The organism is Roseateles sp., from assembly GCF_049240545.1.
GTDB lineage: Bacteria > Pseudomonadota > Gammaproteobacteria > Burkholderiales > Burkholderiaceae_C > Paucibacter_A.
The window spans coordinates 38,363-63,489 of sequence record NZ_JBMLSK010000324.1; the positions used below are offsets into that span (position 1 = coordinate 38,363).

The 25,127-nt window shown below is 63.5% G+C and carries 25 protein-coding genes; 7 read left to right on the forward strand and 18 right to left on the reverse strand.

The annotated features are described in order from the left end of the window. Positions 1-2 precede the first annotated feature (2 nt). The 3 genes from mreD to ACOVRJ_RS20020 form a co-directional block, all read right to left on the reverse strand. Entirely contained in the window at positions 3-524 is a 522-nt protein-coding gene (mreD, locus tag ACOVRJ_RS20010; RefSeq protein WP_422045586.1) for a rod shape-determining protein MreD, read from the reverse strand. Next, a complete protein-coding gene (gene mreC, locus ACOVRJ_RS20015; protein ID WP_422045587.1) occupies positions 521-1,501 on the reverse strand; it encodes a rod shape-determining protein MreC in 981 nt (326 codons plus the stop codon). The genes mreD and mreC overlap by 4 nt, the downstream gene beginning before the upstream one ends. 228 nt (positions 1,502-1,729) lie before the next feature. Then, complete coding sequence (locus ACOVRJ_RS20020) at positions 1,730-2,773, reverse strand: rod shape-determining protein (RefSeq protein ID WP_058722426.1); 1,044 nt, start codon at positions 2,771-2,773, stop codon at positions 1,730-1,732. Between the two features lie 293 nt (positions 2,774-3,066). On the opposite strand from ACOVRJ_RS20020, the gene gatC reads away from it, so the two are divergent. From gatC to gatB, 3 genes are read left to right on the forward strand one after another with little or no spacing between them, the layout of a single operon-like run. Then, a complete protein-coding gene (gatC, locus tag ACOVRJ_RS20025) occupies positions 3,067-3,366 on the forward strand; it encodes an Asp-tRNA(Asn)/Glu-tRNA(Gln) amidotransferase subunit GatC (protein ID WP_263539627.1) in 300 nt (99 codons plus the stop codon). After that, the gene (gatA, locus tag ACOVRJ_RS20030; RefSeq protein ID WP_422045588.1) at positions 3,366-4,877 is read left to right on the forward strand and encodes an Asp-tRNA(Asn)/Glu-tRNA(Gln) amidotransferase subunit GatA; all 1,512 of its coding nucleotides are present in this window, start codon (positions 3,366-3,368) and stop codon (positions 4,875-4,877) included. Before gatC ends, gatA begins: the two co-directional genes overlap by 1 nt. 1 nt (position 4,878) lies before the next feature. Beyond that, a complete protein-coding gene (gene gatB / locus ACOVRJ_RS20035; RefSeq protein ID WP_422045589.1) occupies positions 4,879-6,339 on the forward strand; it encodes an Asp-tRNA(Asn)/Glu-tRNA(Gln) amidotransferase subunit GatB in 1,461 nt (486 codons plus the stop codon). 46 nt (positions 6,340-6,385) lie between these two features. Here gatB and ACOVRJ_RS20040 read toward each other — a convergent pair whose 3' ends face one another. From ACOVRJ_RS20040 to ACOVRJ_RS20050, 3 genes are all read right to left on the reverse strand, one after another. Continuing rightward, the gene (locus ACOVRJ_RS20040) at positions 6,386-7,078 is read right to left on the reverse strand and encodes a hypothetical protein (protein ID WP_422045590.1); all 693 of its coding nucleotides are present in this window, start codon (positions 7,076-7,078) and stop codon (positions 6,386-6,388) included. Between the two features lie 35 nt (positions 7,079-7,113). Beyond that, positions 7,114-7,791, reverse strand: coding sequence for an orotate phosphoribosyltransferase (pyrE, locus tag ACOVRJ_RS20045; protein ID WP_263539624.1), 678 nt, complete (start codon positions 7,789-7,791; stop codon positions 7,114-7,116). A gap of 136 nt (positions 7,792-7,927) precedes the next feature. After that, positions 7,928-10,192, reverse strand: coding sequence for a TonB-dependent receptor (locus ACOVRJ_RS20050; protein WP_422045591.1), 2,265 nt, complete (start codon positions 10,190-10,192; stop codon positions 7,928-7,930). A 232-nt stretch (positions 10,193-10,424) separates the two neighbouring features. Here ACOVRJ_RS20050 and ACOVRJ_RS20055 point away from each other — a divergent pair, with 232 nt between their 5' ends. The 3 genes from ACOVRJ_RS20055 (at position 10,425) to ACOVRJ_RS20065 (ending at position 13,385) form a co-directional block, all read left to right on the forward strand. Then, positions 10,425-11,225: an exodeoxyribonuclease III gene (locus tag ACOVRJ_RS20055; protein WP_422045592.1), complete on the forward strand. Its 801-nt coding sequence runs from the start codon at positions 10,425-10,427 to the stop codon at positions 11,223-11,225. A gap of 347 nt (positions 11,226-11,572) precedes the next feature. After that, entirely contained in the window at positions 11,573-11,938 is a 366-nt protein-coding gene (locus ACOVRJ_RS20060) for a thioredoxin domain-containing protein (protein ID WP_422045593.1), read from the forward strand. A 64-nt stretch (positions 11,939-12,002) separates the two neighbouring features. Then, positions 12,003-13,385, forward strand: coding sequence for a leucyl aminopeptidase family protein (locus tag ACOVRJ_RS20065; protein ID WP_422045594.1), 1,383 nt, complete (start codon positions 12,003-12,005; stop codon positions 13,383-13,385). On the opposite strand, the gene ACOVRJ_RS20070 is transcribed toward ACOVRJ_RS20065, so the two are convergent. From ACOVRJ_RS20070 to ACOVRJ_RS20085, 4 genes are read right to left on the reverse strand one after another with little or no spacing between them, the layout of a single operon-like run. Then, positions 13,382-15,073, reverse strand: coding sequence for a GMC family oxidoreductase (locus ACOVRJ_RS20070; protein WP_422045608.1), 1,692 nt, complete (start codon positions 15,071-15,073; stop codon positions 13,382-13,384). The two genes, ACOVRJ_RS20065 and ACOVRJ_RS20070, sit on opposite strands and share 4 nt — an antisense overlap. Beyond that, positions 15,070-15,711 carry a MarC family protein gene (locus ACOVRJ_RS20075; protein ID WP_422045595.1) on the reverse strand — a complete coding sequence of 214 codons (642 nt, stop codon included), beginning with the start codon at positions 15,709-15,711 and terminating at the stop codon, positions 15,070-15,072. Before ACOVRJ_RS20075 ends, ACOVRJ_RS20070 begins: the two co-directional genes overlap by 4 nt. A 58-nt stretch (positions 15,712-15,769) precedes the next feature. Beyond that, positions 15,770-16,552 carry a helical backbone metal receptor gene (locus tag ACOVRJ_RS20080; protein ID WP_422045596.1) on the reverse strand — a complete coding sequence of 261 codons (783 nt, stop codon included), beginning with the start codon at positions 16,550-16,552 and terminating at the stop codon, positions 15,770-15,772. Then, complete coding sequence (locus ACOVRJ_RS20085) at positions 16,549-17,469, reverse strand: hypothetical protein (protein ID WP_422045597.1); 921 nt, start codon at positions 17,467-17,469, stop codon at positions 16,549-16,551. The genes ACOVRJ_RS20080 and ACOVRJ_RS20085 overlap by 4 nt, the downstream gene beginning before the upstream one ends. 254 nt (positions 17,470-17,723) lie before the next feature. On the opposite strand from ACOVRJ_RS20085, the gene ACOVRJ_RS20090 reads away from it, so the two are divergent. Then, on the forward strand, positions 17,724-18,233 hold the full coding sequence (locus tag ACOVRJ_RS20090; protein ID WP_422045598.1) for an RNA recognition motif domain-containing protein: 510 nt from the start codon (positions 17,724-17,726) through the stop codon (positions 18,231-18,233). A gap of 72 nt (positions 18,234-18,305) precedes the next feature. Here the strand turns inward: ACOVRJ_RS20090 and ACOVRJ_RS20095 are convergent, their stop codons facing one another. From ACOVRJ_RS20095 to ACOVRJ_RS20130, 8 genes are all read right to left on the reverse strand, one after another. After that, on the reverse strand, positions 18,306-20,615 hold the full coding sequence (locus tag ACOVRJ_RS20095) for a carbohydrate binding family 9 domain-containing protein (RefSeq protein ID WP_422045599.1): 2,310 nt from the start codon (positions 20,613-20,615) through the stop codon (positions 18,306-18,308). A 295-nt stretch (positions 20,616-20,910) separates the two neighbouring features. Continuing rightward, positions 20,911-21,687, reverse strand: a complete 777-nt coding sequence (locus ACOVRJ_RS20100) for an SDR family oxidoreductase (protein ID WP_422045600.1) — start codon at positions 21,685-21,687, stop codon at positions 20,911-20,913. Next, on the reverse strand, positions 21,684-22,376 hold the full coding sequence (lptC, locus tag ACOVRJ_RS20105) for an LPS export ABC transporter periplasmic protein LptC (protein WP_422045601.1): 693 nt from the start codon (positions 22,374-22,376) through the stop codon (positions 21,684-21,686). Before lptC ends, ACOVRJ_RS20100 begins: the two co-directional genes overlap by 4 nt. Then, positions 22,376-22,963 (reverse strand): KdsC family phosphatase, encoded by a 588-nt coding sequence (locus ACOVRJ_RS20110; protein ID WP_422045602.1) that lies wholly within the window; start codon positions 22,961-22,963, stop codon positions 22,376-22,378. The genes lptC and ACOVRJ_RS20110 overlap by 1 nt, the downstream gene beginning before the upstream one ends. Further along, positions 22,963-23,952, reverse strand: a complete 990-nt coding sequence (locus ACOVRJ_RS20115; RefSeq protein ID WP_422045603.1) for a KpsF/GutQ family sugar-phosphate isomerase — start codon at positions 23,950-23,952, stop codon at positions 22,963-22,965. The genes ACOVRJ_RS20110 and ACOVRJ_RS20115 overlap by 1 nt, the downstream gene beginning before the upstream one ends. A gap of 87 nt (positions 23,953-24,039) precedes the next feature. Continuing rightward, positions 24,040-24,390, reverse strand: coding sequence for a DUF86 domain-containing protein (locus ACOVRJ_RS20120; RefSeq protein WP_422045604.1), 351 nt, complete (start codon positions 24,388-24,390; stop codon positions 24,040-24,042). Then, complete coding sequence (locus tag ACOVRJ_RS20125; RefSeq protein WP_422045605.1) at positions 24,380-24,688, reverse strand: nucleotidyltransferase family protein; 309 nt, start codon at positions 24,686-24,688, stop codon at positions 24,380-24,382. The genes ACOVRJ_RS20120 and ACOVRJ_RS20125 overlap by 11 nt, the downstream gene beginning before the upstream one ends. A gap of 49 nt (positions 24,689-24,737) precedes the next feature. After that, the coding region (locus ACOVRJ_RS20130) for a hypothetical protein (RefSeq protein ID WP_422045606.1) at positions 24,738-25,127 on the reverse strand (390 nt) is incomplete at its 5' end.

Here is a 25,127-nt window from a genome sequence, read left to right on the forward strand (position 1 = left end):
ACTTAAAGCGGGCGGTTGGCATCGCGGTCCGGCGCCCGGCGCTGCGGCGCCAGCAAGAGCACGGTCACCAGCGGCCACAGCAGCGCCTCAAAGGCTGGTGCCAAGACCACGCTCCAGCCCGGCCACATGCCGCCCACGCTCATGCGCACCAGCAACTCCAGGGCATGCGCGGCCACAAACAACGGCAAGACGTGCAAGGCTTGCACGCTCAGACCAAAGCTCAAGAGCCGGCGGTGCAAGCTGACCGCACCGTAGCTCAAGACGCTGTAGGACAGCGCATGCTGCCCCAGCAATGCGCCGTGGTGTACATCGATCAACAGGCCGAAGGCAAAAGCCCAGCCCACACTGACCCGGCGCGGCTGATGGACGCCCCAGAACACCAGCACCACCGCCATCAAATTCGGCATGGCCGGCAGACGGCCCATGGGGATCATGTCAATGATCAGCGCCAAGATCAGGCTCAGCGCAATGAACAAAGGGTTGGCCGGCAGCAGCAACTGCCCGGCGCCGCGCGGCATGATCATGGCTTGTGCCCTCCCTTGGCGCTTGCAGCGGCGGCCGCAGCGGCCGCCTTGCGCTGGGTTTTGGCGCTGGCTGCAGAAGCGGCTTCGGCGGCGGCGACTGCGGCGGCTTCCGCCATGGCGGCCTCATGCAGATCCAGCGGTTCCAGCACCAGCACATGACGCGCGCTATCGGCTTTTGCGATCGGCTGCAGACTGACGTGGGCAAAACTGGTCTCACCGCGCCGCTCCACCAGCGTAACCTTGGCGACCGGAAGTCCGGGCGGGTAAACGCCGTCCAGACCCGAGGTGGCGAGCAGATCGCCCTCCTTCACGTCGGCATTGGCAGCCAAGAAGCGCAACTCCATGCCGCTGCCGTCGGTGTTGCCAAAGGCGGCATTGCGCTGCTGAGTGCGGGTGTTCAAGACCGGAATGGCCGCGTCCTTGTCGCTCAGCAGTGTGACCTCGGCCGACAAGGTGTAGACCCGGGTGACCTGACCCAAGACACCTTTGTCATTGATCACCGGCGCGCCGGGCTTGATGCCATGGCTGCGGCCGCGGTCAATCACCACGCGGCGCGAATAGGGGTCGGTGGCCTCATACAGCACCTCGGCGGCGACCGACTTGACCTGCAGCGCGGGGCGCAGATCCAGCAACTCGCGCAGGCGCTGGTTCTCGGCCTGCAACTGCTCGGCCCGGCTCAGCCGTTCAGCCTGCATCACCAATTGATGGCTGGCTTTTTTCTCGGCCTCAATGGCCCGCTCGGTGCCGCGCAGATAGTCCTGCAGGCTTTCCATCGCGTCCACCGGCGTCAGCAGCAAGCGCTGCAGCGGATGCAAAGCCAGTGCCAAAGCGGCCCGCGCCGGCGCCACCAGCTTGAAACGCGCATCCGCCACCATCAAAAACACCGCCAGCGCCGCGCACAGCAGCAACTTCGTCAGCGCTGAAGGGCCTTGACGGAAGAACGGAGGTGGATTGCGATCAAGGGTGCCGAGAGGCATGGCTCAGTGGGCGAGTCGAGGTGTGTGACGGTCTCTCTGGCCGTAGCGAGTGGGGGCTGGGCTAGGCTGAGGCTGGACTCAATCAGTCCTGAGGACTGATTGTGCCTGCCGAAGGCCAAGGGCTCTGACCTTGGCGGCCGGAGCGCAGCAACCGGAGCGTGCTTGTGGCACGTGAGGATTGCGAGCACCGCCCAACGACGGCTGGTGCCCGCGCAGTAGACACAACCATCACTCGTAGGTGAAGATGGAGCCGAGTCGCTCCATGCGCTCCAACGCCATCCCGCAACCGCGCACCACGCAAGTCAGCGGATCCTCAGCCACCAGCACCGGCAGACCGGTTTCTTCGGCCAGCAAGCGGTCCAGATCGCGCAGCAGCGCGCCGCCGCCGGTCAGCATCATGCCGCGCTCGGCGATGTCGGCGCCCAGTTCGGGCGGGGTCTGCTCCAGCGCGTTCTTCACGGCGGAAACGATTTGGTTCAGCGGGTCGGTCAGCGCTTCCAGGATCTCGTTGGACGAGATGGTGAAGCTGCGTGGCACGCCTTCGGCCAGATTGCGGCCCTTGACTTCGATTTCCTTGACTTCGGAGCCCGGGAAGGCGCTGCCGATGTTCTTCTTGATCGCTTCAGCGGTGGGCTCACCGATCAACATGCCGTAGTTGCGGCGGATGTAGTTGATGATGGCTTCGTCGAACTTGTCGCCGCCAACGCGCACCGAGCCTTTGTAGACCATGCCGCCCAGCGAGATCACGCCGACTTCCGTCGTGCCGCCGCCGATGTCCACCACCATGGAGCCCGAGGCTTCCGACACCGGCAGACCGGCGCCAATCGCGGCGGCCATCGGTTCTTCAATCAGGTAGACCTCGGAGGCGCCGGCGCCGAGGGCCGACTCGCGAATCGCGCGGCGTTCCACCTGGGTCGAACCGCAGGGCACGCAGATGATGATGCGCGGGCTGGGGCGCAGCATCTTGGAGTCGTGCACCATCTTGATGAACTGCTTGAGCATCTGCTCGGTCACCGTGAAGTCGGCGATCACGCCGTCTTTCATCGGGCGGATCGCTTCGATATTGCCCGGCACCTTGCCCAGCATGGCCTTGGCTTCATGCCCAACGGCTTGAATGGTTTTCTTGCCATTCGGGCCACCTTCGTGGCGGATCGAAACGACCGAAGGCTCATCCAGCACGATGCCCTTGCCGCGGACGTAAATCAGCGTGTTGGCGGTGCCCAAGTCGATGGCGAGGTCGGTAGAGAAGTAGCGGCGCAGGGAAGCGAACATGTTTTTTGTGGGCTCGTGGGCCAGGCATCTGAGCCGGTGGGCTGGAGATCGCCGGCATTACGTGCAATAAAGCGTTGATCGGGACGGGTGTGGAACGACGGTTGAGCCGACGGTTGAACCATATGCAACGAGGCTGCACGACCCTAGAGAGACAAGCCCTGTAGGACACGCAGCCCCGATGCAGTGGAGATAAGCATAGATAATAACTGATAGCCCCCTATTTCTTGATCCGACAAGCCCTCAGTTCTGCTAATTGAGGCCCTTGTTTTTGCCACCTCCGGACACCTTGCCCCATGGCTCTGACCCCACAAGACGTTAGTCGAATCGCCCATCTGGCCCGGCTGGAATTGCAAGAAGCGGAAAGCGCCGCCTTGCTCGGCCAGCTGAATGGTTTTTTTTCCATCGTTGAGCAAATGAGCGCCGTCGACACCTCCGGCGTGGAGCCGCTTTACACGCCGCTGTCGGCGGTGCAAGAAGTGGCCCTGCGTCTGCGTGAGGACGCCGTCACGGAGAGCAATCAGCGCGAGCTGAACCAACGCAGCGCGCCGGCCGTGGAAGACGGCCTGTTCCTGGTGCCCAAGGTGATTGAATAATGACAACAACGACAAGTACCCACAACGCCGCCCTGCATGATCTGGGCATGGCCGATTTGGGCCGCGCGCTGGCGGCCAAGCAGGTGTCCAGCACCGAGCTGACGCAACATCTGCTTGCACGTGTTACCGAGCATGAAGCCTTGGGTGGCTTTTTGCACACCGATCCAGCCGCCTCGCTGGCTGCCGCCGCTGCGGCCGATGCGCGCCGCGCCGCCGGTGACAGCAGCCCCCTGCTGGGCGTGCCGCTGGCGCACAAGGACATCTTTGTCACCAAGGACATGCCCACCACCGCGGGCTCCAAGATCTTGGCCGGCTACCGCAGCCCCTTTGATGCCACGGTGATTGCGCGTTTGACCGAGGCTGGTACGGTGTCGCTCGGCAAGCTCAACTGCGACGAATTCGCCATGGGCTCGGCGAATGAGAACTCGGCCTACAAGCCGGTGGCCAATCCCTGGGACACGGCCCGTGTGCCTGGTGGCTCCTCGGGCGGCTCGGCCGCCGTGGTGGCTGCCCGCTTGGTGCCAGGTTCGACCGGCACCGACACCGGCGGCTCGATCCGCCAGCCCGCCAGCTTCACCGGCATCACCGGTATCAAGCCCACGTACGGTGTATGCAGCCGCTACGGCATGATTGCCTTCGCTTCCAGCCTGGATCAAGCCGGCCCGATGGCCCGCTCGGCGGAAGACTGTGCCCTGCTGCTCTCGGCCATGAGCGGCTTTGACGAGCGCGACGCCACCAGCGTGCGGCAGCCGCCGCAAGACTTCCATGCCCAGATGCTGGCCGCCCGCGAAGGCGCTACCGCAGCCCAACCGCTGAAGGGCCTGCGAATCGGCCTGCCGCGCGAGTTCTTCCCGGCGGCCTTGGCGGCCGATGTGAATAGCGCGGTGCGCGCAGGTTTGGCGGAGTTGGAAAAGCTCGGTGCCACCTTGGTGGATGTGAGCCTGCCCCGCACCGAGCTTGCCATCCCGGTGTACTACATCATTGCTCCGGCCGAGGCCAGCTCGAACCTGAGCCGCTTTGATGGCGTCAAGTTTGGTCATCGCGCTGCCAAGTTTGATGACTTGCTGGACATGTACAAAAAGACCCGCGCAGAAGGCTTTGGGCCCGAGGTCAAGCGCCGCATCATGATCGGCAGCTACGTCTTGTCTCACGGTTATTACGACGCCTACTATCTGCAAGCGCAAAAGCTGCGCCGCATGATTGCCGACGACTTCCAGCAAGCCTTCCAGCACTGCGATTTGATCGCCGGCCCGGTGGCGCCCACCGTGGCTTGGAAGCATGGCGAGGGCAAGGACGACCCGGTCAAAGCCTATCTGGCCGACATCTTCACCCTGCCCGGCTCGCTGGCCGGCCTGCCCGGCATGAGCGTGCCGGTGGGCTTTGGCGAGGGCGGCATGCCGGTGGGCTTGCAGCTCTTGGGCAATTACTTCAAGGAGGGGCAGCTCTTGCACGCCGCACATGCCTTGCAACAAGCAACCGACTGGCACCGCGCAGCCCCGGCAGGATTCTGAAATGAAGAGCAGCAGCACGAATAAATTGATCCGTGGCTACGAGGTCGTGATCGGCCTGGAAAACCACGTCCAACTCTCCACCGTCTCCAAGATCTTCAGCGGCTCGTCCACCGCCTTTGGCGCCGAGCCCAACACGCAGGCTTCGGCCGTGGACCTGGCGCTGCCGGGCACGCTGCCGGTCTTGAACCGTGGCGCGGTGGAGCGGGCGATTCGCTTTGGTCTGGCGGTGGGCGCCAAGGTGGCGCCGCTGTCCATCTTTGCGCGCAAAAACTACTTCTACCCGGACCTGCCCAAGGGCTACCAGATCAGCCAGTTCGAGATCCCGGTGGTGCAAGGCGGCAAGGTCGAGTTCTTCGTCGGTGATGAGAAGAAGGTCGTGCAGCTGACCCGCGCTCACCTCGAGGAAGACGCGGGCAAGAGCTTGCACGAGGACTATCACGGCCAAAGCGGTATCGACTTGAACCGCGCCGGTACACCGCTGTTGGAAATCGTCAGCGAGCCCGATATGCGCTCCGGCGCCGAGGCCTGCGAGTACGCCAAGACCCTGCATGCGCTGGTGATGTGGCTGGGCATTTGCGACGGCAATATGCAAGAAGGCTCCTTCCGTTGCGACGTCAACGTGTCGGTGCGTAAGCCCGGCGAGCCTTACGGTACACGCCGTGAGATCAAGAACCTGAACAGCTTCCGCAATCTGCTGCAGGCGGTGGACTTTGAGGTGAACTGGCAGATCGACGAGATCGAAGACGGCCGCAAGATTCAACAAGCCACCGTGCTCTTCAACCCCGACACCGGCGAAACCCGCGCGATGCGCAGCAAGGAAGACTCGGCGGATTACCGCTACTTCCCTGATCCGGACCTGCCGCCGTTGGTGATTGCTAAGGACTGGATCGAGCGGGTGCGCGGCGAGATGCCGGAGCTGCCATCGGTGATGGCCTCGCGCTTTGAGCAACAAGACGGACTGACTGCTTACGACGCGGCCATCATGACCCAAAGCCTGGCGACGGCGCGCTTCTATGAGGCGGCCAAGGCCGTTTGCGGCGCGCCCAAGCTGGTGGCGAACTGGCTGATGGGCGAGGTGTCACGCCGACTGAACAGCGAAGAACGCAGCATCGAGGCCAGCCCGGTCAACCCCGAGCTGCTGGGCCGCCTGATCCAGCGCATTCAGGACGGCACCATCTCCAACAACGCCGCCAAGCAGGTCTTTGAGGCCTTGTGGAGCGGTGAGGGTTCGGACGTCGATGCCGTCATCGAAGCCAAGGGCTTGAAGCAAGTCAGCGACACCGGCGCCATCGAGGCCATCCTGGACGAAATCTTGGCGGCGAACCAGAAGTCCGTCGAGGAATTCCGTTCGGGCAAGGAGAAGGCCTTCAATGCTCTGGTCGGCCAGGCGATGAAGGCCACCAAGGGCAAGGCCAACCCAAGCCTGGTGAACGAGCTGCTGAAGAAAAAGCTCGGCGCCTGATCGAAGGCTCAGTCGGGAGCGCCATGCCGGCGCTTCCTTCTATGGCTCAACGCGAGGCGGATGCAGCCGCGTCCGCCGGCGCTGCCCCTAAGCTGCCTGGTGCGGCGCCGGCCCACAGGCGCTTCAGGCGAGCTAACTCCAAGTCGTAGCGGCCGTTGATGCGCACCAGCTCGGCTTTCTGGTTTTCGATCAGCTCGCGCTGCGCGCCCACGGCGGCGTCGTTGGCGTCAAGTTGCTGTTTCAGTTTGGCCGGTAGCGGCTTGCCCTTGTAGAACTCGGCCTCGTCCATCAGCGGCTTGCGCTCTTGTGCCAACTCTTTGATCCGGCGCTCAGAAATCAGGCGCGCCTTGTTGGCGTCATCCAGCGATTCGGCCCTGGCTTGCTGATGCTTCGCCTCGGTCGGGTAGCGCATCATCAGATTGCGGTCGCGGCGGATGGCGTCATTGCGGGCGGCGATCTCGGCGGCCTGCTTGCGGTCACGCGCTTCTTGCGCGGCCCGTTCCTCGGGTGACAGGAAGGGCGGCAGGATCGCGCGCAGCGAACCGTCGGCGTTCAAGATGCGCTGCTCACGCGCGCTGCACTCGACGATGGGCCGGTCCGAGGTCAGACGGCGGCCTTCTAGCGTGGTGCAGGTGTAAATGCCCGCACCTGATTTGGCCGTGCCCGGCGCTTGCGCCTGGGCTTCGCCGCCGACGAGCAGGCCCGCCGACAAGAGCAGCAGGCATGAGCGAGGAGTCAAAGGGCGCATGTCCTGAGCAAAGATGTGTTGAGGAATCAAACCCCGTAGCGATCTCGGTAGGCTTGCACCGCGCCGGCGTAGGCGGTCACCGCGGGGTTGCTGGTGCTGTGCAGATAGGCCAAGAGATCGGCCAGGCCGGCAATCGCGACCACGGGCATTTGCAATTGTTCGGTCACATATTGCACCGCCGACTTGGCGCTCTCGACGCCGTTCTCCACCGCCTTTTCTTGCCGGTCCAGCGCAATGCTGACACCGCAAGGCGTGGCACCGGCGGCCTTGATCAAGGCGATTGATTCGCGCACCGAAGTGCCGGCAGAGATCACGTCATCGATGATCAGCACCCGGCCCTGCACCGGCGCGCCGACCAGGGTGCCGCCTTCGCCGTGGTCCTTGGCTTCCTTGCGGTTGTAGGCAAAGGGCTTGTTGTGGCCCAGGCGCGCCAGCTCGATGGAGAGCGCGGCGGCCAGGGTGATGCCCTTGTAGGCCGGGCCAAAAATCATGTCGAACTGCAAGCCGGAGGCGACCAAGCGCTGCGCGTAGAACTGCGCCAGCCGGCCCAGCTTGGCACCGTCGTCAAACAGGCCGGCATTGAAGAAATAGGGGCTCAGGCGTCCGGCCTTGGTCTTGAACTCGCCGAAGCGCAAGACGCCGGCTTCCACCGCGAAGGCAACGAATTCCTGGGCCAAAAGATCGGGGGCTTGAGTCGTGGTCATGGGGCTTGGGGCAGCAATTTATCGGCCCATTGTAGGGGCCAAAAAAAGCCCGATCTTCCATGAAAGACCGGGCTTGCAGGGCAATTCGAGGGGATTCAAGCGGGCTTGAATCCGTCTCTTTGGACCTGGGTGCTGCTTAGAAGATGGCCTTGAACTGCACGCCGTAGGTGCGTGGGTCGTTGATGAAGCCGGTCAGGTTGTTGAAGTCAATGGCACCCGTCACGCGAATCTGGTTGGTGATGTTGCGGCCATAGGCGGCGACTTCGTACTTGCCGTTGTCCCAGATGTAGCCCAGGCGCAGGCCGCCTTCGGTCAGCGGCTTGCCGGTGAACTCGACCGAGTCATACAAGAAGAAGCTCACGCTGCTGCGGTAGGCCCAGTCGGTGTAGACGTAGAACTCATTACCGGCGGCCGTGGGGATGGCGTAGCGGGCGGTGAAGTTGCCGATCCACTTGGGGGCTTGCGCCAGCGAGTTGCCATCGATCAAAACCGTATCAGAGAACTTGAAGGCGCCTGGGTTCTTGGGCACGGTGATTGGATCACGCAAGGTGCAAGAGGCGCCGCAAGCTTCGACTTGCAAGCCGCTGTGCTTGATCTTGGTGTTGTTGTAGCTGCCGCCCACGGTCAGCAAGAGGTCTTCCACCGGCAGCAGTTCCAGATTGAACTCCACGCCCTGGCCGCCCACCTTCTTGGCATTGATCAGGCGGTTGGCATTGTTGCCGCCGCCCACGGCGGTGAATTGCTGGTTTTTCACCTCGTAGTTGAACAAGGCGGCCGACAGGCGCGCCCGGCGGTCCCACAGGTCCGACTTCAGGCCCAACTCATACGAGATCACGTCTTCTGGCCCTGCAAAGGACTGCGGATTGAACTCGGCCGCGGGCTGGATCGACGAAGCCCGGAAGCCGGTGGCCACGCGAGCGTAGACATTGCTGTCTTTGTTCAGCGCGTAGGTGGCCGAGGCGTCCCAGTTCCACTTGGCGTCATCGGTGTTCAGGCTCAGGCCATTGCCCGCTTGAATGCGCTTGGGGTCGGTGGTGCTGGTGGACAGCTCTTTCTTGTCCTTGGTGTAACGCAGGCCGCCGCGCAGCTTGAGGTCTTTGCTCAGCTCGTAACTGATCGAGCCAAAGGTCGCCCAGGCCTTGTTGGTTTGGCGGGTGCTGGTGGTCAGCGGGCCAATGTAGTCCTGGGCCACAGCGGTGTAGCGCTCATCGAAGAGGTAGACACCGGCTTGCCAGTTCAGCGGGCCGCTGGCGTTGGACTCCAGGCGCACTTCTTGCGAGAGCTGACGGTGGCCGTCCAAGGCGTCCGAGGTCTCCACCGGGAAGCCGGCTTCGCCCGGGCCTTGCGGGAACTTGTAAACCGAGCCGCCGTCAATATCGCCACGGCTGAAGGGCTTGACCGTCTCATAGCCGGTGATGGAGTGGACGGTGAATTCGGGCAGCGCCCACTTCAGTTTCATCGAGCCGCCGGTCTGGGTCAGCGTCTGCTTGTTCATGCCGTCCAGCGAGACCTTGGCGGGGTCAAAACCATCGACCAAGTCATTGCTGCCGGGCTTGATGATGCTGGCGCGGAACAGGCGTGGGCTGCCGTCCAGATCGCGGTGGTGCAGATTGAACAAGGCGCTGAAGGTCTTGCTCGGCTCGTACAGGGCTTGCAGGCGCACGGCGCTGTCGCGATAGCCTTCGGTCTCTTGGGTCGGGCCCTTGGGGTTGGTGTTCTTGACCCAGTCATCGCGATGCTGGGTTTGCGCCGAGATGCGAGCCGACCAGTCGCCGGCCAAGGGCAGGTTGGCCGCCCCTTCCAGGCTGTAGCTGCCGTAGCTGCCATAGCTGGCGCTGACGTAGGCGGCTTGCTTCTTGCTTGGGCGCACCGATTCAAACTTGACCACACCGGCCGGGGTGTTGCGGCCGAACAAGGTGCCCTGCGGGCCGGCCAGCACTTCCACATTGCGCTGGTCGAACACCGGGAAGCCCTTCAGGATCGGGTTCTCCTGCACCACATCGTCAAACAACACCGAGACGGGCTGCGAGGCATTCAGGCGGAAGTCGGTATTGCCATAGCCGCGGATGTAGAAACGTGGGTAGGCGCGGCCGAAGGAGGACTCGATGTTCAGGCTGGGCACGCGGCCCGACAGAAAGCGCACGTCTTGCCCGCCCGAGGCCAGCACATCCAGCTTCTCGCCCTTGAGGGTGGAGACGGCAATCGGCACGTCCTTGATGTTCTCGGCGCGGCGCTCGGCGGTGATGACCACGGTTTCGAGTTGGCTCTTTTCGGCTTTTTCTGCCGGCTTGTCTTGCGCATGCGCTAGCGGCCACAGCGTCAGGGCCAGTGCGATGCCGGCGGCCAGTTGGGTGGGGCGCACAGAGGCGTGTGGATGAGCAAAGGGGGACTTCTTGGACATGGGGTGGAACTCCGAAAATGGGGCCGCAGCACTTGTGCTGGGGCGGGTCGCCAAGTGGTATGTGACCAGTGTGTGAATCGTCCGTGAATCTAGCAATTCCCGTGCCCGCCAACTACCTTGGGTGCCAAGTCTGGGGTTATCTGTTGTCAAAACACCGCAAGCAGCGTCTGAAGGGATCACTTTCTCTCCTGCGATACTTCGCGCCCTACCGGTCTATGCGAGTGTTTTTGCCATGCGTTTCATAACAGCCAATTTGAACGGCATCCGTTCTGCCGCCACCAAGGGCTTTTTTGACTGGCTGCCGCAGCAGCAAGCCGACGCCTTGGGCGTGCAAGAGGTCAAGGCGCAAGACGAGCATGTGGCCGGCACGTTTTGCAGCTCGGGCGACCTGAAGGGGCACTTCCACTACGCGCAGAAAAGAGGTTATTCCGGCGTGGGCCTCTACACCCGCGAGACCCCCAGCGACATCATCACCGGCATCGGCGTGCAAGAGTTCGACGATGAAGGCCGCTACATCGAAAAGCGCTTCGACAAGCCCGGCCGCAAGCTCAGCCTGATCAGCTGCTACTTCCCCAGCGGCTCCAGCGGCCCCGAGCGCCAAGAAGCCAAGTACCGCTTTCTGGATGCCATGCGCCCGCATCTGGCGGCGCTGAAGGCCGAGCGTGAATTCATCTTGGTGGCCGACGTCAACATCGCCCACAAGGAAGCGGACCTGAAGAACTGGAAGGGCAATCTGAAGAACTCTGGCTTCCTGCCGGAAGAGCGCGCCTGGCTGGACCAGCTTTTCGGCGCGGGCCCAGGGCAAGGCGGCTTGGTGGACGTCTATCGCCAACTGCACCCCGACACCACCGACGCTTGCTACACCTGGTGGAGCAACCGCGGCCAAGCCTATGCCAAGAACGTGGGCTGGCGTTTGGACTACCACTTCGCTACGCCGAAGCTGGCGGCCTTGGCCAAGAGCGCCTCAATCTACAAGGACCAGAAGTTCAGCGACCATGCGCCGCTGACGGTGGATTACGATTTCCAGCTCTGATTGATCAACGCGAGGACAGCTTGTGGGCCAGAGCCATCGCTGTCCCGTGTTTTTTATGCGGCTGCAACGTGCCCGGCGTGGACAGTTAGTTTTATGCGTAAGGCATGGCATCCCAGGCCGTCGCTGGGCTCATGGCTCGGGGGTCGGCCCCGGTAGGCCGACTGCCTTGCGCTGCTCGCAACTTGGGGCCGGTTCCGAACTTGTATGGTTGAGGTGCAGGGGTGGAGAGCCTCGACGAACTATCGGCCATAGTGTTGGACCGACGAAGTGAGCAGCGAGGGAAGCCGCGTCGCCTGTTTGCAACGAGCAGCGGCGAAGGACCGCGCTTCGTGGCTATGCTTGGCAGCATGAGTATTCCGACCGACGCTCACCAGCGCCACGCAAACACCACCCTGGTGGCCTGCTTGTGTGCAGCTTGGTGCCGCACTTGTGACGCCTACCACGAGGTGATGGCGGACCTGCGGGCGCAGTTTCCTGATTACCGCTTCATCTGGGTCGATATCGAAGACGACGAAGAACTGGTCGGCGAGCTGGAAGTGGAGACTTTTCCGACCCTGCTGATCGGCGTGGGCGAGCAGCTGCGCTTCATCGGGCCGGTAACGCCACAGCTGAGTACCGCGCAGCGCATGATCAGCTCGGCGGTTGAGGCGCCGATGAGCCCCGCCAACCCATCGGCCCAGGCCTTGTTGGTGAGGCTGCAAAGCAGCTGCTGAAGCTTTGGCGCGCCAGCGTGGACAATTGCGGCTTCACAAAAGCCGCCAGCGAGACCAACGCGCCATGACAGTTCAACTCAAGAACGCCGCTTCCAAAGACAGCATCGCCATCACCGTGGTGGACCGGAACAGCTTTGCGGCCCTCGCGGCCAACTTGCCCACACCGACCCGCCATTGGCTGGCCGCCCTGGGCTTCACGGGCGCACCGGACAGCCATGCGCTGGTCCCCGGCCCGGATGGCAAGCTCGGCCAGGTGTTCGCGGGCGTGGCCCATGCGGCCGATCCCTTTGCCTTGTCGGCCCTGCCACAAGCCCTGCCTGAGGGGCGCTATCACCTCAGCGACGACGGTCTGCCGCTTCAGCATGAGCAAGCGGCGCTGTCCTGGGAACTGGGTGCCTATCAGTTCGATTTGTACAAAGCCCGTCGCCGCGCGCCGGCTGAGTTGGTGCTGCCCGTGAGCGGCGATGCACAACGCGGGCTGGCCTTCGCCACCGCCATGTGTGCGACTCGCGACCTGGTCAACACCCCCGCCGAACACATGGGCCCGGAAGAACTGGCCCAAGCCGCTCAGCTGATTGCCAAACAGCATGGCGCACGCTTCAAACAAATCGTCGGCGACGATCTGCTGAAGCAGAACTTCCCGGCCATCCACGCCGTGGGCCGCGCCTCGACACGCGCGCCGCGCCTGATCGAGCTGAATTGGGGCAAGGCCGATGCGCCGTTGCTGAGCATCGTCGGCAAGGGGGTCTGCTTCGACACCGGTGGCCTCGACATCAAGGGCGCCGAAGGCATGCGCCAGATGAAGAAGGACATGGGCGGCGCCGCCAATGCACTGGGGCTGGCCGCGCTGGTCATGGCCTTCAAGCTGCCGGTGCGCTTGCAAGTGCTGATCCCGGCGGTTGAAAACTCGATCTCGGGCAACGCCTACCGCCCCGGCGACGTGATCAAGACCCGCAAGGGCCTGCATATCGAAATCGGCAATACCGATGCCGAAGGCCGCGTGGTGCTCAGCGATGCCTTGGCCTATGCCTCCGAAGGCAAGCCGGCGCTGATCATTGACCTGGCCACGCTGACCGGCGCCGCTCGGGTGGCGCTGGGCGCGCATCTGCCAGCCCTGTTCAGCAAGCACTTTGACACCGCCCGCGACCTGATGGACCTGGGTCTGAAGCTGGACGACCCGATGTGGCATATGCCGCTGTGGGCGCCGTACAAAGAAAACATTGCCAGCTCGATTGGCGACATCGTCAACACCGGCCGCACGGCCCTGGGCGGCGCCGTCACGGCGGCTTTGTTCCTTGAGTACTTTGTGCCCGAGCACCAGGACTGGCTGCACATCGACCTGTTCGCCTGGAACGACAGCGCCCGCCCTGGCCGCCCGGTGGGTGGCGAGGCTCAAACCATCCGCACCCTGCTGGCCTATTTGGAGCAGCGCTTCAGCCCGGCCTAAGGCGCGTCGGACGCTGGCGTTATTGCTACGCCAGCGTCTGCATCGGCACGAATCCAAGCCGCAGCTTTCTCCGCAATCATCAGCGTCGGTGCATTGGTATTGCCGCTGGTGATGGTCGGCATGACGCTCGCATCCACCACCCGCAAGCCCACCACGCCTCGCACCCGCAAGCGGCTGTCGACCACAGCCATCGGATCCTCGGCCGTGCCCATCTTGCAGGTCCCCACCGGATGGAAGATGGTGGTGGCGATGTCGCCGGCCAGTCGGCGCAAGTCGGCTTCGCTTTCGTACTGCGCGCCGGGCTTGTATTCCTGCGGCTGAAAAGCCGCCAAGGCTGGCTGCGCGACGATATGGCGCGTCAGGCGCAGGCTGGCGGCGGCCACCTGCAGGTCCGCCTCGGTGCTGAGATAGTTGGGCGCGATCAGCGGCGCTTGCGCGGGGTCGGCGCAGCGAATCTGCACGCTACCGCGACTGCTGGGGTTCAGATTGCAAACACTGGCCGTGAAGGCATTGAAGGCATGCAAGGGCTCGCCAAAAGCATCCAGCGACAGGGGCTGCACGTGGTACTCCAGATCGGGCCAGGTCTTGTCCGGGCTGCTGCGGGTGAAGGCGCCCAACTGCGAAGGCGCCATGCTCATCGGGCCGCTGCGTTTGAGCGCGTATTCCAGCCCGATCATCGCCTTGCCCCAGAGACTCGCCGCGCGGGTGTTCAAGGTCGGCGTGCCTTGCACCTTGAAGACGCTACGGATTTGCAGATGATCTTGAAGGTTAGCGCCGACGCCCGGCAGCGCCTGCTGAACTTCGATGCCATGCGCTTGCAACAGCGGAGCCGGGCCTAGACCGGAGAGCTGCAGAATCTGCGGCGAGCCGATGGCGCCTGCGGCCAAGAGCAACTCGCCACCCGGATTGAGCTGAACCTTTTCAATGCCTCCCGGCGTCTGAACCTCTGCACCGGTGCAGCACAACTGGCCGTCCTCACGGGAAAGCAAAAGGCGCTGCACAGTCGCGCCGGTCCAGAGCTCAAAGTTAGGCCGACCATAGCAAAGGGGGCGCAAGAAAGCCTTGGCCGTGTTCCAGCGCAAGCCGCGGCGCTGATTGACCTCGAAGTAGCCCACGCCCTCGTTGCTGCCGGCGTTGAAATCTTCAGTGGCCGGAATGCCGGCCTGCTCCGCGGCGCGGGCAAAGGCGTCCAGAACATCCCAGCGCAGGCGCTGGCGCTCCACCCGCCACTCGCCACCATGGCCATGCGTGGCACGAAATTCCTCAGACACAGGGCCGGCCGAATCCAAACGCCAGTGGTTTTCATGCTGCTTGAAGAAGGGCAGACACTCGTCCCAGCGCCAGGCGGGGTCAGATGTTGCCTCGGCCCACTGATCGTAGTCGCGCGACTGGCCGCGCATATAGATCATGCCGTTGATGCTGGAGCAGCCGCCCAAGACCTTGCCACGCGGGTAGCGCAGTTGGCGCCCGTTCAAGCCGGCTTCGGCCTCGGTTTGGTACATCCAATCGGTGCGCGGGTTGCCGATGCAATGCAGATAGCCCACCGGCACATGGATCCACACATAGTCGTCGCGCCCACCGGCTTCCAACAGGAGCACCCGCTTGCTCGGGTCGGCCGACAAGCGGTTCGCCAACAGGCAGCCCGCCGCGCCGGCACCGACGATGATGAAATCGAACACGGGGCTCAGTTGGCGATGTGGGAGGCCAGCACCGGGAACAGCTTGATCAAGCCATCGGCCAGCAACTCGACCGCCAGCGCCGCCAAGATCAAGCCCATCAAGCGGGTCATGATGTTGATGCCGGTTTGACCCAGCGCGCGGGCGATGCGCCCGGCCATGGAAAACACCGCAAAGGTCACCAAACCCACCACCACGCCATAGCCCACCAGCACCGCCAGCTCCCACCAGTAACGGGTCTTGTCGGCGTAAATCACCATGGTCGAGATGGTGGCCGGGCCGGTCAGCAGTGGAATGGTCAGCGGCACCACCGCAATGCTGGCGCCGGCGCTGGCCTTGTCGACGCCCTCGGACAGGTCTTCCTTGCGCGACTCGGCCGGCTGGGCATTCAGCATCTGGATGGAGCTGATCAGCAAGAGCGTGCCGCCGCCAACCTGGAAGGAGGCCAGCGAGATGCCGAAGAACTCGATCACCTTCAAGCCCAGAATCGAGCTGACCGCGATGACGACAAAGGCGGTGAAAGCACTGACCCGAATCGTGTGCTTGCGTTCAGCGCGCGACAGCCCGCTGGTGAAATGGATGAAGAAGGGCACCACCCCCACCGGGTTGACGATGGCGAGCAGGGCGACCAGAGGCTTGTAAATTTCCATATCTGCCATTGTGCGGCGGCGGCGTCACGCCCGGACTCGGGTTGCTACTAGCAACGCGCTAGCAGCCAGCCAGCCGACGCAAATAGTCCAGGCCCTGTGCGGCGCGCGGACCGTACCAACTCAGCAACTCACCATCCACGAGCTCGACCTTGGCCTGCGGGCACAAAGCCTGCGCGAGCGGCAGGTGCTGCTGCTCGAAGCGGTAGGGCTCGGAACTGAGCAGCACACGATCCACTTGCGCCAGCCAGGCCTCGTCCCCTTGCAACTGCGGATAGCGCGCCGCACCGGACTCGCCGCCCCAAAGCTCTGGCCAGCTCTGCCAACCGACCTGGGCCAGCATGCGAGCGATATAGGTGTCACGCGCAACCGTCATCCAAGGCTCACGCCAAATCAGGTAAAGCACCCGCTGCGGCACCCAGACTTGACTGCGGCAAGCCAGCAAGGCGGCATCCAGTTCCGCGCCCAACTGAGCACAACGAGCCGCCACGCCGGGGACCGAATCGAAGGCGATGGTCATCTGGGTCAGCAAGGCCCGGTTGTCCTCAGCCGACTGCGGATGGGTGATCAGCACCTCGGGCACAAACTCGCGCAGCGCCTCGAAGGTTTCGCGCCGGTTCTCGTCCACGTTGACGATCACATGGCTGGGCGCCAGTCGCCGCAGTTTGTCAAGATTCACGTCCTTGGTGCCGCCGACCTTGGGAATCGAGGCGACGCCCTGCGCCGGGTGAATGCAAAAACCGGTGCGCGCCACCACATAAGGGCCTAATCCCAAGGCGAACAACAACTCGGTGATGCTGGGCACCAGACTGGCGATACGCAGGCCGCCGGCACTGGCATTCACAGCGCCGCGTCCTCGGAAACAGCGTCCTGCAAGGACAAATGCACCGCACAGCAAGCGCGCAGATAAACCAAGGTCGGCAAGACCAGGGCCAAGGCGAACACCACCCCGCCGCCGACCAGGGCGGCCATGCCCAAAGGGGTGGCCGCCACCGGCGCTCCGGCAGCACCCAAGCTGCGCAGGCCGTAACCGAACAAGCCCGCCATCAATTGCTGGGCGGGCACATCGATACCGACCGCCCAAACCATCAAGAAGGCCATCACCCGTCCACCGCTGAGCACCACAAAACTCACCACCGCGCTGACCAAGCCGGTGACCACCAAGGCGACGGCCATCAGCGCAGCCGCTTCGAGCGGGCCGTGCCGCAATTGCCGCCAAAGCAGACGCAGCGTGCTCTTGATGCCATGCCCGGCCCACATGGAAGGGCCGGTCAACGGTCCCACCAAGACCGCCAGCCCAAAGGCCACGCCGCCCAGCAACATCACACCCACAGGCACCAAGAGCGCGAACAATGGCGCGCCGACCCAGGGCAGCTTGACCGCCCACAGCAAGCCCAGCACAGCAGCCAAAAGCAAAGCTGCCCCGGACAGCACCAGGACCAGACACAGCAACAGCCTTGGCGCCAAACGCGCGGCAAGATAAAAAGCATCGGCCAAGTCGCGCACTGGTCGGCCGCGAGCCTGATCCATCAACAACACGCCGGTGGTGTTGACGCCCAGAAACGCCACCACCACCCCCAGTCCAGCCCAGAGCCCGCCCGCCAGGCTGTCAGACTTGGCCAAGGCCGACTCGGCCGACGCCAGCATCAAACCCGCCAAGCAAAAGGCGCTCAACAAGGCATACAAGGCTTGGCCATTGCGCGGCGCATCCAGACTGGCGAGTACGCGATTCAGCGCATGAAGGGAGAGTTTGTGGGCCATGAGGGCCATCATAGCCAGCGCCCGTGAAGGGCAAATCCGGGGTCCAGAAGCCGGAAATGCCGCAGATCGCACGTTTGGCGCGCTAGGGTTTTTTCTATCTGCTAAAAAACAACATTTATCCCCCTTGCAGTGGGCGAGGCTAGACCCATCGCCCATAATCGTTTACCTGTGTATGGACGCCGCACCTTCGCTTGAATGGTTCAGGATGGGTTGAAGCTCCACATGGTTTTTTTGGTATTTGAAAGGGCTTCCCCATGGGAAACAAGCTTTACGTCGGCAATCTTGCCTATAGCGTGCGCGACGAATCGCTGCATGAAGCGTTCTCGCAATTCGGTCAAGTGACCTCTGCAAAGGTCATGATGGATCGTGACACTGGCCGTTCCAAGGGCTTCGGCTTTGTGGAAATGGGTACAGATGCAGAAGCACAGACTGCCATCAACGGCATGAACGGCCAAGACCTCGACGGTCGCGCCATCGTGGTGAATGAGGCTCGTCCTCGTGAAGAGCGTCCAGGCGGCTTCGGCGGCGGTCGTTCGGGCGGCGGCGGCTTCGGCGGCGGTCGTTCGGGTGGCGGCGGCTACGGCGGCGGCGGTGGTGGCGGCTACGGTGGTGGCGGCGGCGGTTACGGCGGCGGTGCTGGCGGCGGCGGTTACGGCGGCGGTGCTGGCGGTGGCCGTTCCGGTGGCGGCGGCTACGGTGGCGGCGGTGGCCGTTCCGGTGGCGGCGGCTTCGGCGGCGGCCGTTCGGGTGGCGGCGGCTATTAATCAGCCCTCCCTCGCACAGCGATAAAAAGGCGCCCTCGGGCGCCTTTTTTCATGCTCGCTTGTTTTCGACGGTCAGGGATGGAAGGCCAGGCTCAGCTTGGCAAACAACTCGGTATTGCGTCGATCAACAGGCCGCTCCCGGGCCGAGACCATGCCCAGACTGAGCACTCGCGACAAGCCGATGCGGTGCTGAAACACCAGCGACAAATGGCCTGAGCTGTCATCGGCCGCCAACAACCCGGCCTCAGCTTCGCGCTGATACCAAGTGCCTTGGACGATGGCTCGCAAAGAGTCCCGCGCACTGAGATGCAAGACGGCCAAGGTCTGCGCGTTACGTTCGGTGAAACCCCGCTGACCAGCGGGTTGATTCACATGGCTCTGGCCCAACTGCTGCTCCAACTCCAGCCACCACCCCCAGAGCAAAGGGCTGCGCACTTTGGCCTGCAGCAGCAGACTGGCACCGCGCCCCAGCCGGTCGGCCTCCACGTCCAGACGCTGGCCCCAACTCAGATCGGCCGAAACAAAAGTCAGCCAGGCATTCGGATTCGACTCAAAACCCAGGTTCAGCGTGCGAGGCTCATGCAAACGTCCGCCCGTCTTGGCCCGTTGCTGGTCCAAGCCCACATAGCCCCACACGCCCGTATTGCGGGCAGCCGCTAACCAAAAGCCTGGATGGACTTGGCGGTCGATCACTTCGCCACCGGGCACGCCCAAACGCTGATCGACCAGGGTTTTCGACTGCGTCAAGTTCAGTTGCAACTCGAACTCATGGGCCTGAAAGCTCGACCATTCACCCAAAGGCGACAAGGTCTGCGAAGGCAGGCGGCGATGCAGATTCAGCTTGGCGCGCCGAAAGCCGGACTGATTGACGAAGCCGTTGTCATTGGCGAAACGGGGCGCCACCTCTTCGTACTGGGCGCTGTTGTTCCAGTCTTCGTTGCGCCTACGCCATTCCAACCAAACCTTGTGGCCGGACTCGCTTGCGACACGCTGCGCCTGCCCCTGGGCATCAAAACCGGCCGAGGTGCTGGAGGCCAAGACATGGCCTCGCAACAAATCGGTCGAACCCAATGGGGCCGCAAAATCACTGCCCATGACCTGATTGACGCCATGCGCGCCGTAATCGCGTTGCGAGGCCAGCAGCGCCAGCCCCAAGGGCTGACCCCAGGGCTGCAGTTGCATGCGGCCGCGCGCAAAGCTGGCCTGTGAGCGCCCGATCTGCGCATAGCTCTGCGTGGCATAGGCGTTAGGGCGTCGGATCTCGCCGCCGCCCGCGTCGTGCAAGCTCAGCACCGTGGATTCGGCCTGGGCGCCACGCCAAGTCGCACGCAGACCCCAGTCGGGGTCGGTGATGGCGCGCGAGTAAAAGGCCGCTAAGCTTTGCTGCTGATCGTTGTGCTCCGACTGGCTTTGCCCGACCACATCGGTGCTTTCCAAAAAGAAAGCGCGCTTCTCTTGCACGCTCAGCGCAAAGCGCGTGTTGCCGGCCAGTTGAGGCGTGTCCAGCTCCACTTGAGAGAAGTCCGGATTGATCGTCGCATTGATCACCCAATCCGCGCGCGGCCGCCACTTCGCCTCCAGACCGAGCGACAACTCGCGCTTGCGGCTGGAGCCGCTGGGGTCTGACTCGCGCTCGCTGCGCAGCGTCAACTCCGGGCGCAGGCTCAAGAAAGAACGCTCGCGCACCTGTTCCACCAAATCGCCCAGGCCTTCCAAGGGCTGAAGCTCCGCAATGAAATTAAGCGCCTCTTTGGTCAAGGGCGCGCTGACCACCAAGGTGCTGGCTTCGCGCGGCATGCTGCGGGTCACCATCACGCGCCAAGGCGCGCCATCGGCATAGGGGAAGCGCAAGGCCGCCAAGGGCCAGCGCAGCTCGACGCTATAGCCATCGGGCAGTCTTTGCACGGCAGCCTGCAGATCGAAGTCGGGCGCGAAGTCCTCGCTGTCATCCTCGGCACTGAACAAGCCATCGGCCAACACACCCGCCGCACTGATCCGCACAAACTGCGCCGAGCGGCGCTGGCCCACCGGGTCGAGCACGACCGAGACAAAGTCCTGGTCACGCCAGACCTTGTCACGCCGCGACAAGGGTGCACGGATCAACTCCGGCGCTGGGTCGTAAGCGCGGATGCCAAACACCAGGGCATCGTCTTGCACCAAGACCTGCACCGTGGTGCGCATCGGCGCGGGCTGCTTGTCCTCAGGCAGGTACTGCACAAACTGGTCGAACAAGGGGGCTCGCTGCCACGCCGAATCGTCGAGCCTGCCATCGATCTGGGCCGGCGCCTCACCTGGCTTGAGCCGCAAGGCCTGAATGCCCGCTGCGGCCCCACTTGAGGCGAACACGGCAGCGACAGCCAGGCCGTAAAGAATGGATTTCATGGATGCAAGGCAATGATGCCCAAAGCAAGACAGCCAGAGGGCCGATGCAAGGACAGGAGATGCAGATCAATGCCGGTGCGCGGGTTGAAACCACGCCGCACGGCGCCAAAAAACGACGGCAGTTCCGGGGGAAGGCAGCGAGCCGACACGCCCAAAAGCGTCGTTAGCAGGGGTGAAGAACCTTGATCATGTTTGCCTCCAAGACCGACGCGAACTGCGTCGGATGCGTTTTGCGTGCGCAGTGTAGCCGAAGCCAAAACCCTCGGAATCGCAGGCCTATCGCCCTGGCCAGCGCCTACTGACCCTGCCGATGCTTACGCGGCCGCCCCACCAGCAGGCGGTCAAACAGAGCATTGGGCAGCATGCGCAGCAGCCGCGCCACCACCCCCATCTGCCAAGGAATGACGCGGAAACTGACACCGGCGGCAATGGCGTTGAAAGCGCGTTCGGCAAAGTCCTCCGCGCGCATCAAGAAAGGCATGCGATAGCGGTTCTCACGGGTCAAGGGCGTGTCGATATAGCCGGGCGCAATCGTCACCACCTTGACGCCGAAGGGGCGACATTCACCGCGCAGGCTTTCGCAATAGCTGATCACCGCCGCCTTGCTGGAGCAATAGGCCGCATGGCCCGGCAGGCCACGAATGCCCGCCACGCTGGCGATGCCCACCAAGGCGCCGCTGCCGCGCGCCTGCATCGGCGTGATGAAGGGCTGGAAGGTCGCCGCCATGCCGAGATTGTTGGTGGCGTAAACGCGCTGCATCACGTCCAAGTCTTCACGAATCGCGCTGTCGATGCCGATGCTGATGCCGGCATTGGCGATCACCACCTCGGGCAGACCTTGGGTCGCTATGCAATCGCGCCCTGCCGCGGTGATCTGTTCAATGTCAGCAACATCTGCCGCGTAGATGCGGTAACGATCGGCGCTCAAGCCCTCGCTTTCAGCCCAAGCCTGCAGCTCGGTCGGGCGCCGCGCCACCAAGGCCAAGCGCCAGCCCGCGCGGTAGTACTGCAGGGCCAAGGCCTGACCGATGCCGCTGGAGGCCCCGGTGAGGTAGACCAATGCGCTGCTCATGGGCGTGCTCCCTTGCTGCTTGGCGCTGGTTCAAACCGCGCCGTGCTGCGGCCGCTGAAGCCCAGCTGCGCTGTCAGCCGATTGAATTCAAAGTTCTGCACCTGTATCTCGCCCCCTGCATGCCGCACCTGAACCGGCAGATGGGAGCGCAAGACTTCAGCGTTCACGAACGCATGCAAGAACTCGCCGCGCACCTCCAGCTTGGGGCGCATGGCCATGGCCTGTCCGGGCGGTGTCGCTTCATAACGCTGCACATGCACAGCACCCAACAACTGGATCTCGCTGGCATCTCCATTGCTGATAGCGCGGTTCGCGGTGGCCACCGTCAAGGCGCCGTCGCTGCCATAACTGCGCAGATGGATGCCATCAATCTCCATCGTGTCGGTGTCCGGGTAATGGCGCAACTCGCGGCCGGCGATATGGGCGCGCACTTGGCCGTCGCTGGCGATACGTTGCAGATCGAACTGCGTCATCTGGTAATCCGGCTCATGCCGAGGAGCCCGAGCTTCAGACGCCGCCCCGGCCCGAGGCGCATTTTTCACCAACCACCAAGTCCCACCGGCCAGCAATGCCATGCACAGCAAAGGCAGGTAGGCGAAGAGCATGGACTGCAGACGCCACAACCAAGGCTGGGCCGGGCGCGCGCCCGGCGCGGCGGGCGGTGGCGCCAAAGGGCCCCGTTTGCCCATCAGGGCGCGCCCCCATCGAGCGTGTCCAGATGACTGTTCAACAAGCCTGCGTAACGTCCACAGGCCTGCAGCATCAGGTCGCAGCATTCGCGCGCCGCACCGTGGCCGCCGGCGGCCTGGGTGATGTAGTGCGCCACCGCCTTGACCTCGGCATGGGCCTGCGCCGGCGCACAGGCAAAACCGGCGCGCGTCATCAGAGGCAGATCGGGCCAGTCATCACCCATCGCCGCCACCTCAGACCATTGCAGGCCCAGCTGGTCCAGCAAGGGCTGAGCCACGGCGTATTTGTCCTTGGCGCCATAGACCGCGTGACGCAGGCCCAGATCGGCCACCCGGCGCCGCACCGCCGGCGAGTCACGCCCGGTGATGATGATGGGCGTGATGCCGCCCTGGTCCAACAACTTCAGGCCATGGCCATCGAGCGTGGAGAAAGCCTTGAAGCTCTCGCCCTGTTCGCCGATGTAGATGCGGCCATCGGTCAGCACGCCGTCCACATCAAAAATGGCCGCCTTCAGGCCCAAGGCACCGCCTTGCGCCAGCAACAAAACCTCGGGTGCAAATCGCAAAGCGGGTTCAATACTCATCATCAGATGACCTTTGCGCGCATCAAATCATTGATGGTGATAGCGCCGAGCAAATGCCGCTCGGCATCGACCACCAAGACCACGGTGATGCGGGCCGCTTCCATCAAGTCGGCCGCATCAACCGCCAGCGCATCGGCCGAAACGGTACGCGGGTTCTTTGAAGCCACATCGGCCGCGCTGAGGCTGCGCAAGTCCTGACCCCGCTCGACCAGACGGCGCAAATCCCCATCGGTGAAGATACCGGCCACCCGGTCCTCGGCATCGACCATGATGGCCACACCCAGGGCCTTGGCCGACATCTCGCGCATCATTTCGGTGAAGGGCGTGTCGGCCTTCACGCGGGGCAAGTCATCGCCGGCACGCATCAAGTCGCGCACATGGGTCAGCAGCTTGCGGCCCAGCGCACCGCCGGGGTGCGAGCGCGCAAAGTCTTCGGGCTTGAAGCCCCGCGCATCGAGCAGGGCCACGGCCAAGGCATCGCCCAGCGCCATCTGCGCGGTGGTGCTGGCGGTCGGGGCCAAGTTCAGCGGGCAGGCCTCCTCGGCCACGGCGCTGTCCAGCACGATGGTGGCATGGCGCGCTAGGCTCGATTCAGCGCGGCCGGTCATGGCCACGATGGTGACGCCCAGGCGCTTGAGCACCGGCAGCACCACATTCAACTCATCGCTCTCGCCGGAGTTCGACAGCGCCAGCACCACATCCTTGGAGGTCACCATGCCCAGATCGCCATGGCTGGCTTCACCCGGATGCACAAACAAAGCCGGTGTGCCGGTCGAAGCCAACGTGGCCACAATCTTGCGGCCCACATGGCCGCTCTTGCCCATGCCCATCACCGCGACCCGGCCGCTGCAGTTCAAGACCGCTTGCACCGCTTGCGCAAAAGCATCGCCCAGGCGAGGGCCGAGATCGGTCAAGGCTTGCGCCTCGATGGCCAGGGCCTTGCGTGCTGCGGCAACCGCGCGCGCGGCTTCGAATGTGGGAACTTGCGTCATGGCAGGAAGTATATCGAGGGGGTGCTCTTCAAGCCGGCGCCGGCAGGGTCCTTGGCCCCAGGGCCAAGGTGCTGGCAGCGCGGCAGTTCAGGCCTCGCCCAATTCCTCAAGAAGCCCTTGCACGCAACTCAGCAGCCCTGGCAAGGCATCTTGAATCACCACCCAGACCCTGCGATGGTTGACCAGCGCATAGCCGTGAATCAATTGATTCCGAAACGCCACAATTTGCCCCAACTCGGGAATGCGTACGGCCAGCGCCGGCTCACGCTTGCTCAGTTGATTCAAGGCTTCGCCAATGATCTCAAACTTGCGCTCAACGGCCGAATTCACCAAGGCTGAACTGGCATAGCCCGCTGCGTCCAGGCCGCTCACAAAGCTCTGAATGGCTTGAGCGGCATCGATCACATCCCAAAGAAAAGCGCGTGCATCACGCTGCATAGACCAATTCCCGATGCCGGTTGATGCTGGCAAGCACGAATGGGTTGCGCAAAGCGGCGGGTTCGACCAGGTCCACCTCCCGACCCAGCAGTTGCTCCAAAGCCGCCTTGGCGCCGAAGTACTCTTTCAGGCCTGTGCGCGCATCGTCCGCAAACTCAACCAAAAAGTCCGCATCACTGCTGGCCGGGTTGAAATCTTCCGCCCGCGCCGCCGAGCCAAAAACATCGAGTCGCGCAATGCCATAGCGTCGGCAAATGGCGGCAATGCCTTCAGCATGTTGGGCGATGAACGGATGCAATTCAGACTCCTGGCTGGCACAGCACTATTGTGCGTGAACTCTTTTGCTTTCACGACCTGCTGAATGCATGGCGGCACGACTGAAGCTGGCCGCGACCCAAGGCCCGGCTTCGCACTCTTGAACGCTCACACGCGGACTTGCGTGATTTCCCTAACGCCGCGTCGGCTTGGACTTTGAGAATCTCGCGTATCGTGACGGCCCTTGAACAACCGGGGGATTCATTCCAAGACCATGCAAAGAAGAGATACAAGGACCCATTCGAAGCTGTTTGTCGCTGCCACTTTGATTTCTTTGTTGTCCGCTTGCGGCGGCGGTGGCGGCGGAGGCTCTGCACCAGCACCAGCACCGGCACCGGCACCCGCGCCAGCTCCAGCTCCAGCACCGGCCCCTGCTCCTGCTCCTGCTCCTGCTCCTGCTCCTGCTCCTGCTCCTGCTCCTG

Excerpts from the sequence above, each read along its gene's own strand:
- mreD (WP_422045586.1), bottom strand. The coding sequence starts at position 524 with ATGATCATGCCGCGCGGCGCCGGGCAGTTGCTGCTGCCGGCCAACCCT.
- mreC (WP_422045587.1), bottom strand. The coding sequence starts at position 1,501 with ATGCCTCTCGGCACCCTTGATCGCAATCCACCTCCGTTCTTCCGTCAA.
- ACOVRJ_RS20020 (WP_058722426.1), bottom strand. The coding sequence starts at position 2,773 with ATGTTCGCTTCCCTGCGCCGCTACTTCTCTACCGACCTCGCCATCGAC.
- gatC (WP_263539627.1), top strand. The coding sequence starts at position 3,067 with ATGGCTCTGACCCCACAAGACGTTAGTCGAATCGCCCATCTGGCCCGG.
- gatA (WP_422045588.1), top strand. The coding sequence starts at position 3,366 with ATGACAACAACGACAAGTACCCACAACGCCGCCCTGCATGATCTGGGC.
- gatB (WP_422045589.1), top strand. The coding sequence starts at position 4,879 with ATGAAGAGCAGCAGCACGAATAAATTGATCCGTGGCTACGAGGTCGTG.
- pyrE (WP_263539624.1), bottom strand. The coding sequence starts at position 7,791 with ATGACCACGACTCAAGCCCCCGATCTTTTGGCCCAGGAATTCGTTGCC.
- ACOVRJ_RS20050 (WP_422045591.1), bottom strand. The coding sequence starts at position 10,192 with ATGTCCAAGAAGTCCCCCTTTGCTCATCCACACGCCTCTGTGCGCCCC.
- ACOVRJ_RS20055 (WP_422045592.1), top strand. The coding sequence starts at position 10,425 with ATGCGTTTCATAACAGCCAATTTGAACGGCATCCGTTCTGCCGCCACC.
- ACOVRJ_RS20060 (WP_422045593.1), top strand. The coding sequence starts at position 11,573 with ATGAGTATTCCGACCGACGCTCACCAGCGCCACGCAAACACCACCCTG.
- ACOVRJ_RS20065 (WP_422045594.1), top strand. The coding sequence starts at position 12,003 with ATGACAGTTCAACTCAAGAACGCCGCTTCCAAAGACAGCATCGCCATC.
- ACOVRJ_RS20075 (WP_422045595.1), bottom strand. The coding sequence starts at position 15,711 with ATGGAAATTTACAAGCCTCTGGTCGCCCTGCTCGCCATCGTCAACCCG.
- ACOVRJ_RS20085 (WP_422045597.1), bottom strand. The coding sequence starts at position 17,469 with ATGGCCCACAAACTCTCCCTTCATGCGCTGAATCGCGTACTCGCCAGT.
- ACOVRJ_RS20090 (WP_422045598.1), top strand. The coding sequence starts at position 17,724 with ATGGGAAACAAGCTTTACGTCGGCAATCTTGCCTATAGCGTGCGCGAC.
- ACOVRJ_RS20095 (WP_422045599.1), bottom strand. The coding sequence starts at position 20,615 with ATGAAATCCATTCTTTACGGCCTGGCTGTCGCTGCCGTGTTCGCCTCA.
- ACOVRJ_RS20100 (WP_422045600.1), bottom strand. The coding sequence starts at position 21,687 with ATGAGCAGCGCATTGGTCTACCTCACCGGGGCCTCCAGCGGCATCGGT.
- lptC (WP_422045601.1), bottom strand. The coding sequence starts at position 22,376 with ATGGGCAAACGGGGCCCTTTGGCGCCACCGCCCGCCGCGCCGGGCGCG.
- ACOVRJ_RS20110 (WP_422045602.1), bottom strand. The coding sequence starts at position 22,963 with ATGATGAGTATTGAACCCGCTTTGCGATTTGCACCCGAGGTTTTGTTG.
- ACOVRJ_RS20115 (WP_422045603.1), bottom strand. The coding sequence starts at position 23,952 with ATGACGCAAGTTCCCACATTCGAAGCCGCGCGCGCGGTTGCCGCAGCA.
- ACOVRJ_RS20120 (WP_422045604.1), bottom strand. The coding sequence starts at position 24,390 with ATGCAGCGTGATGCACGCGCTTTTCTTTGGGATGTGATCGATGCCGCT.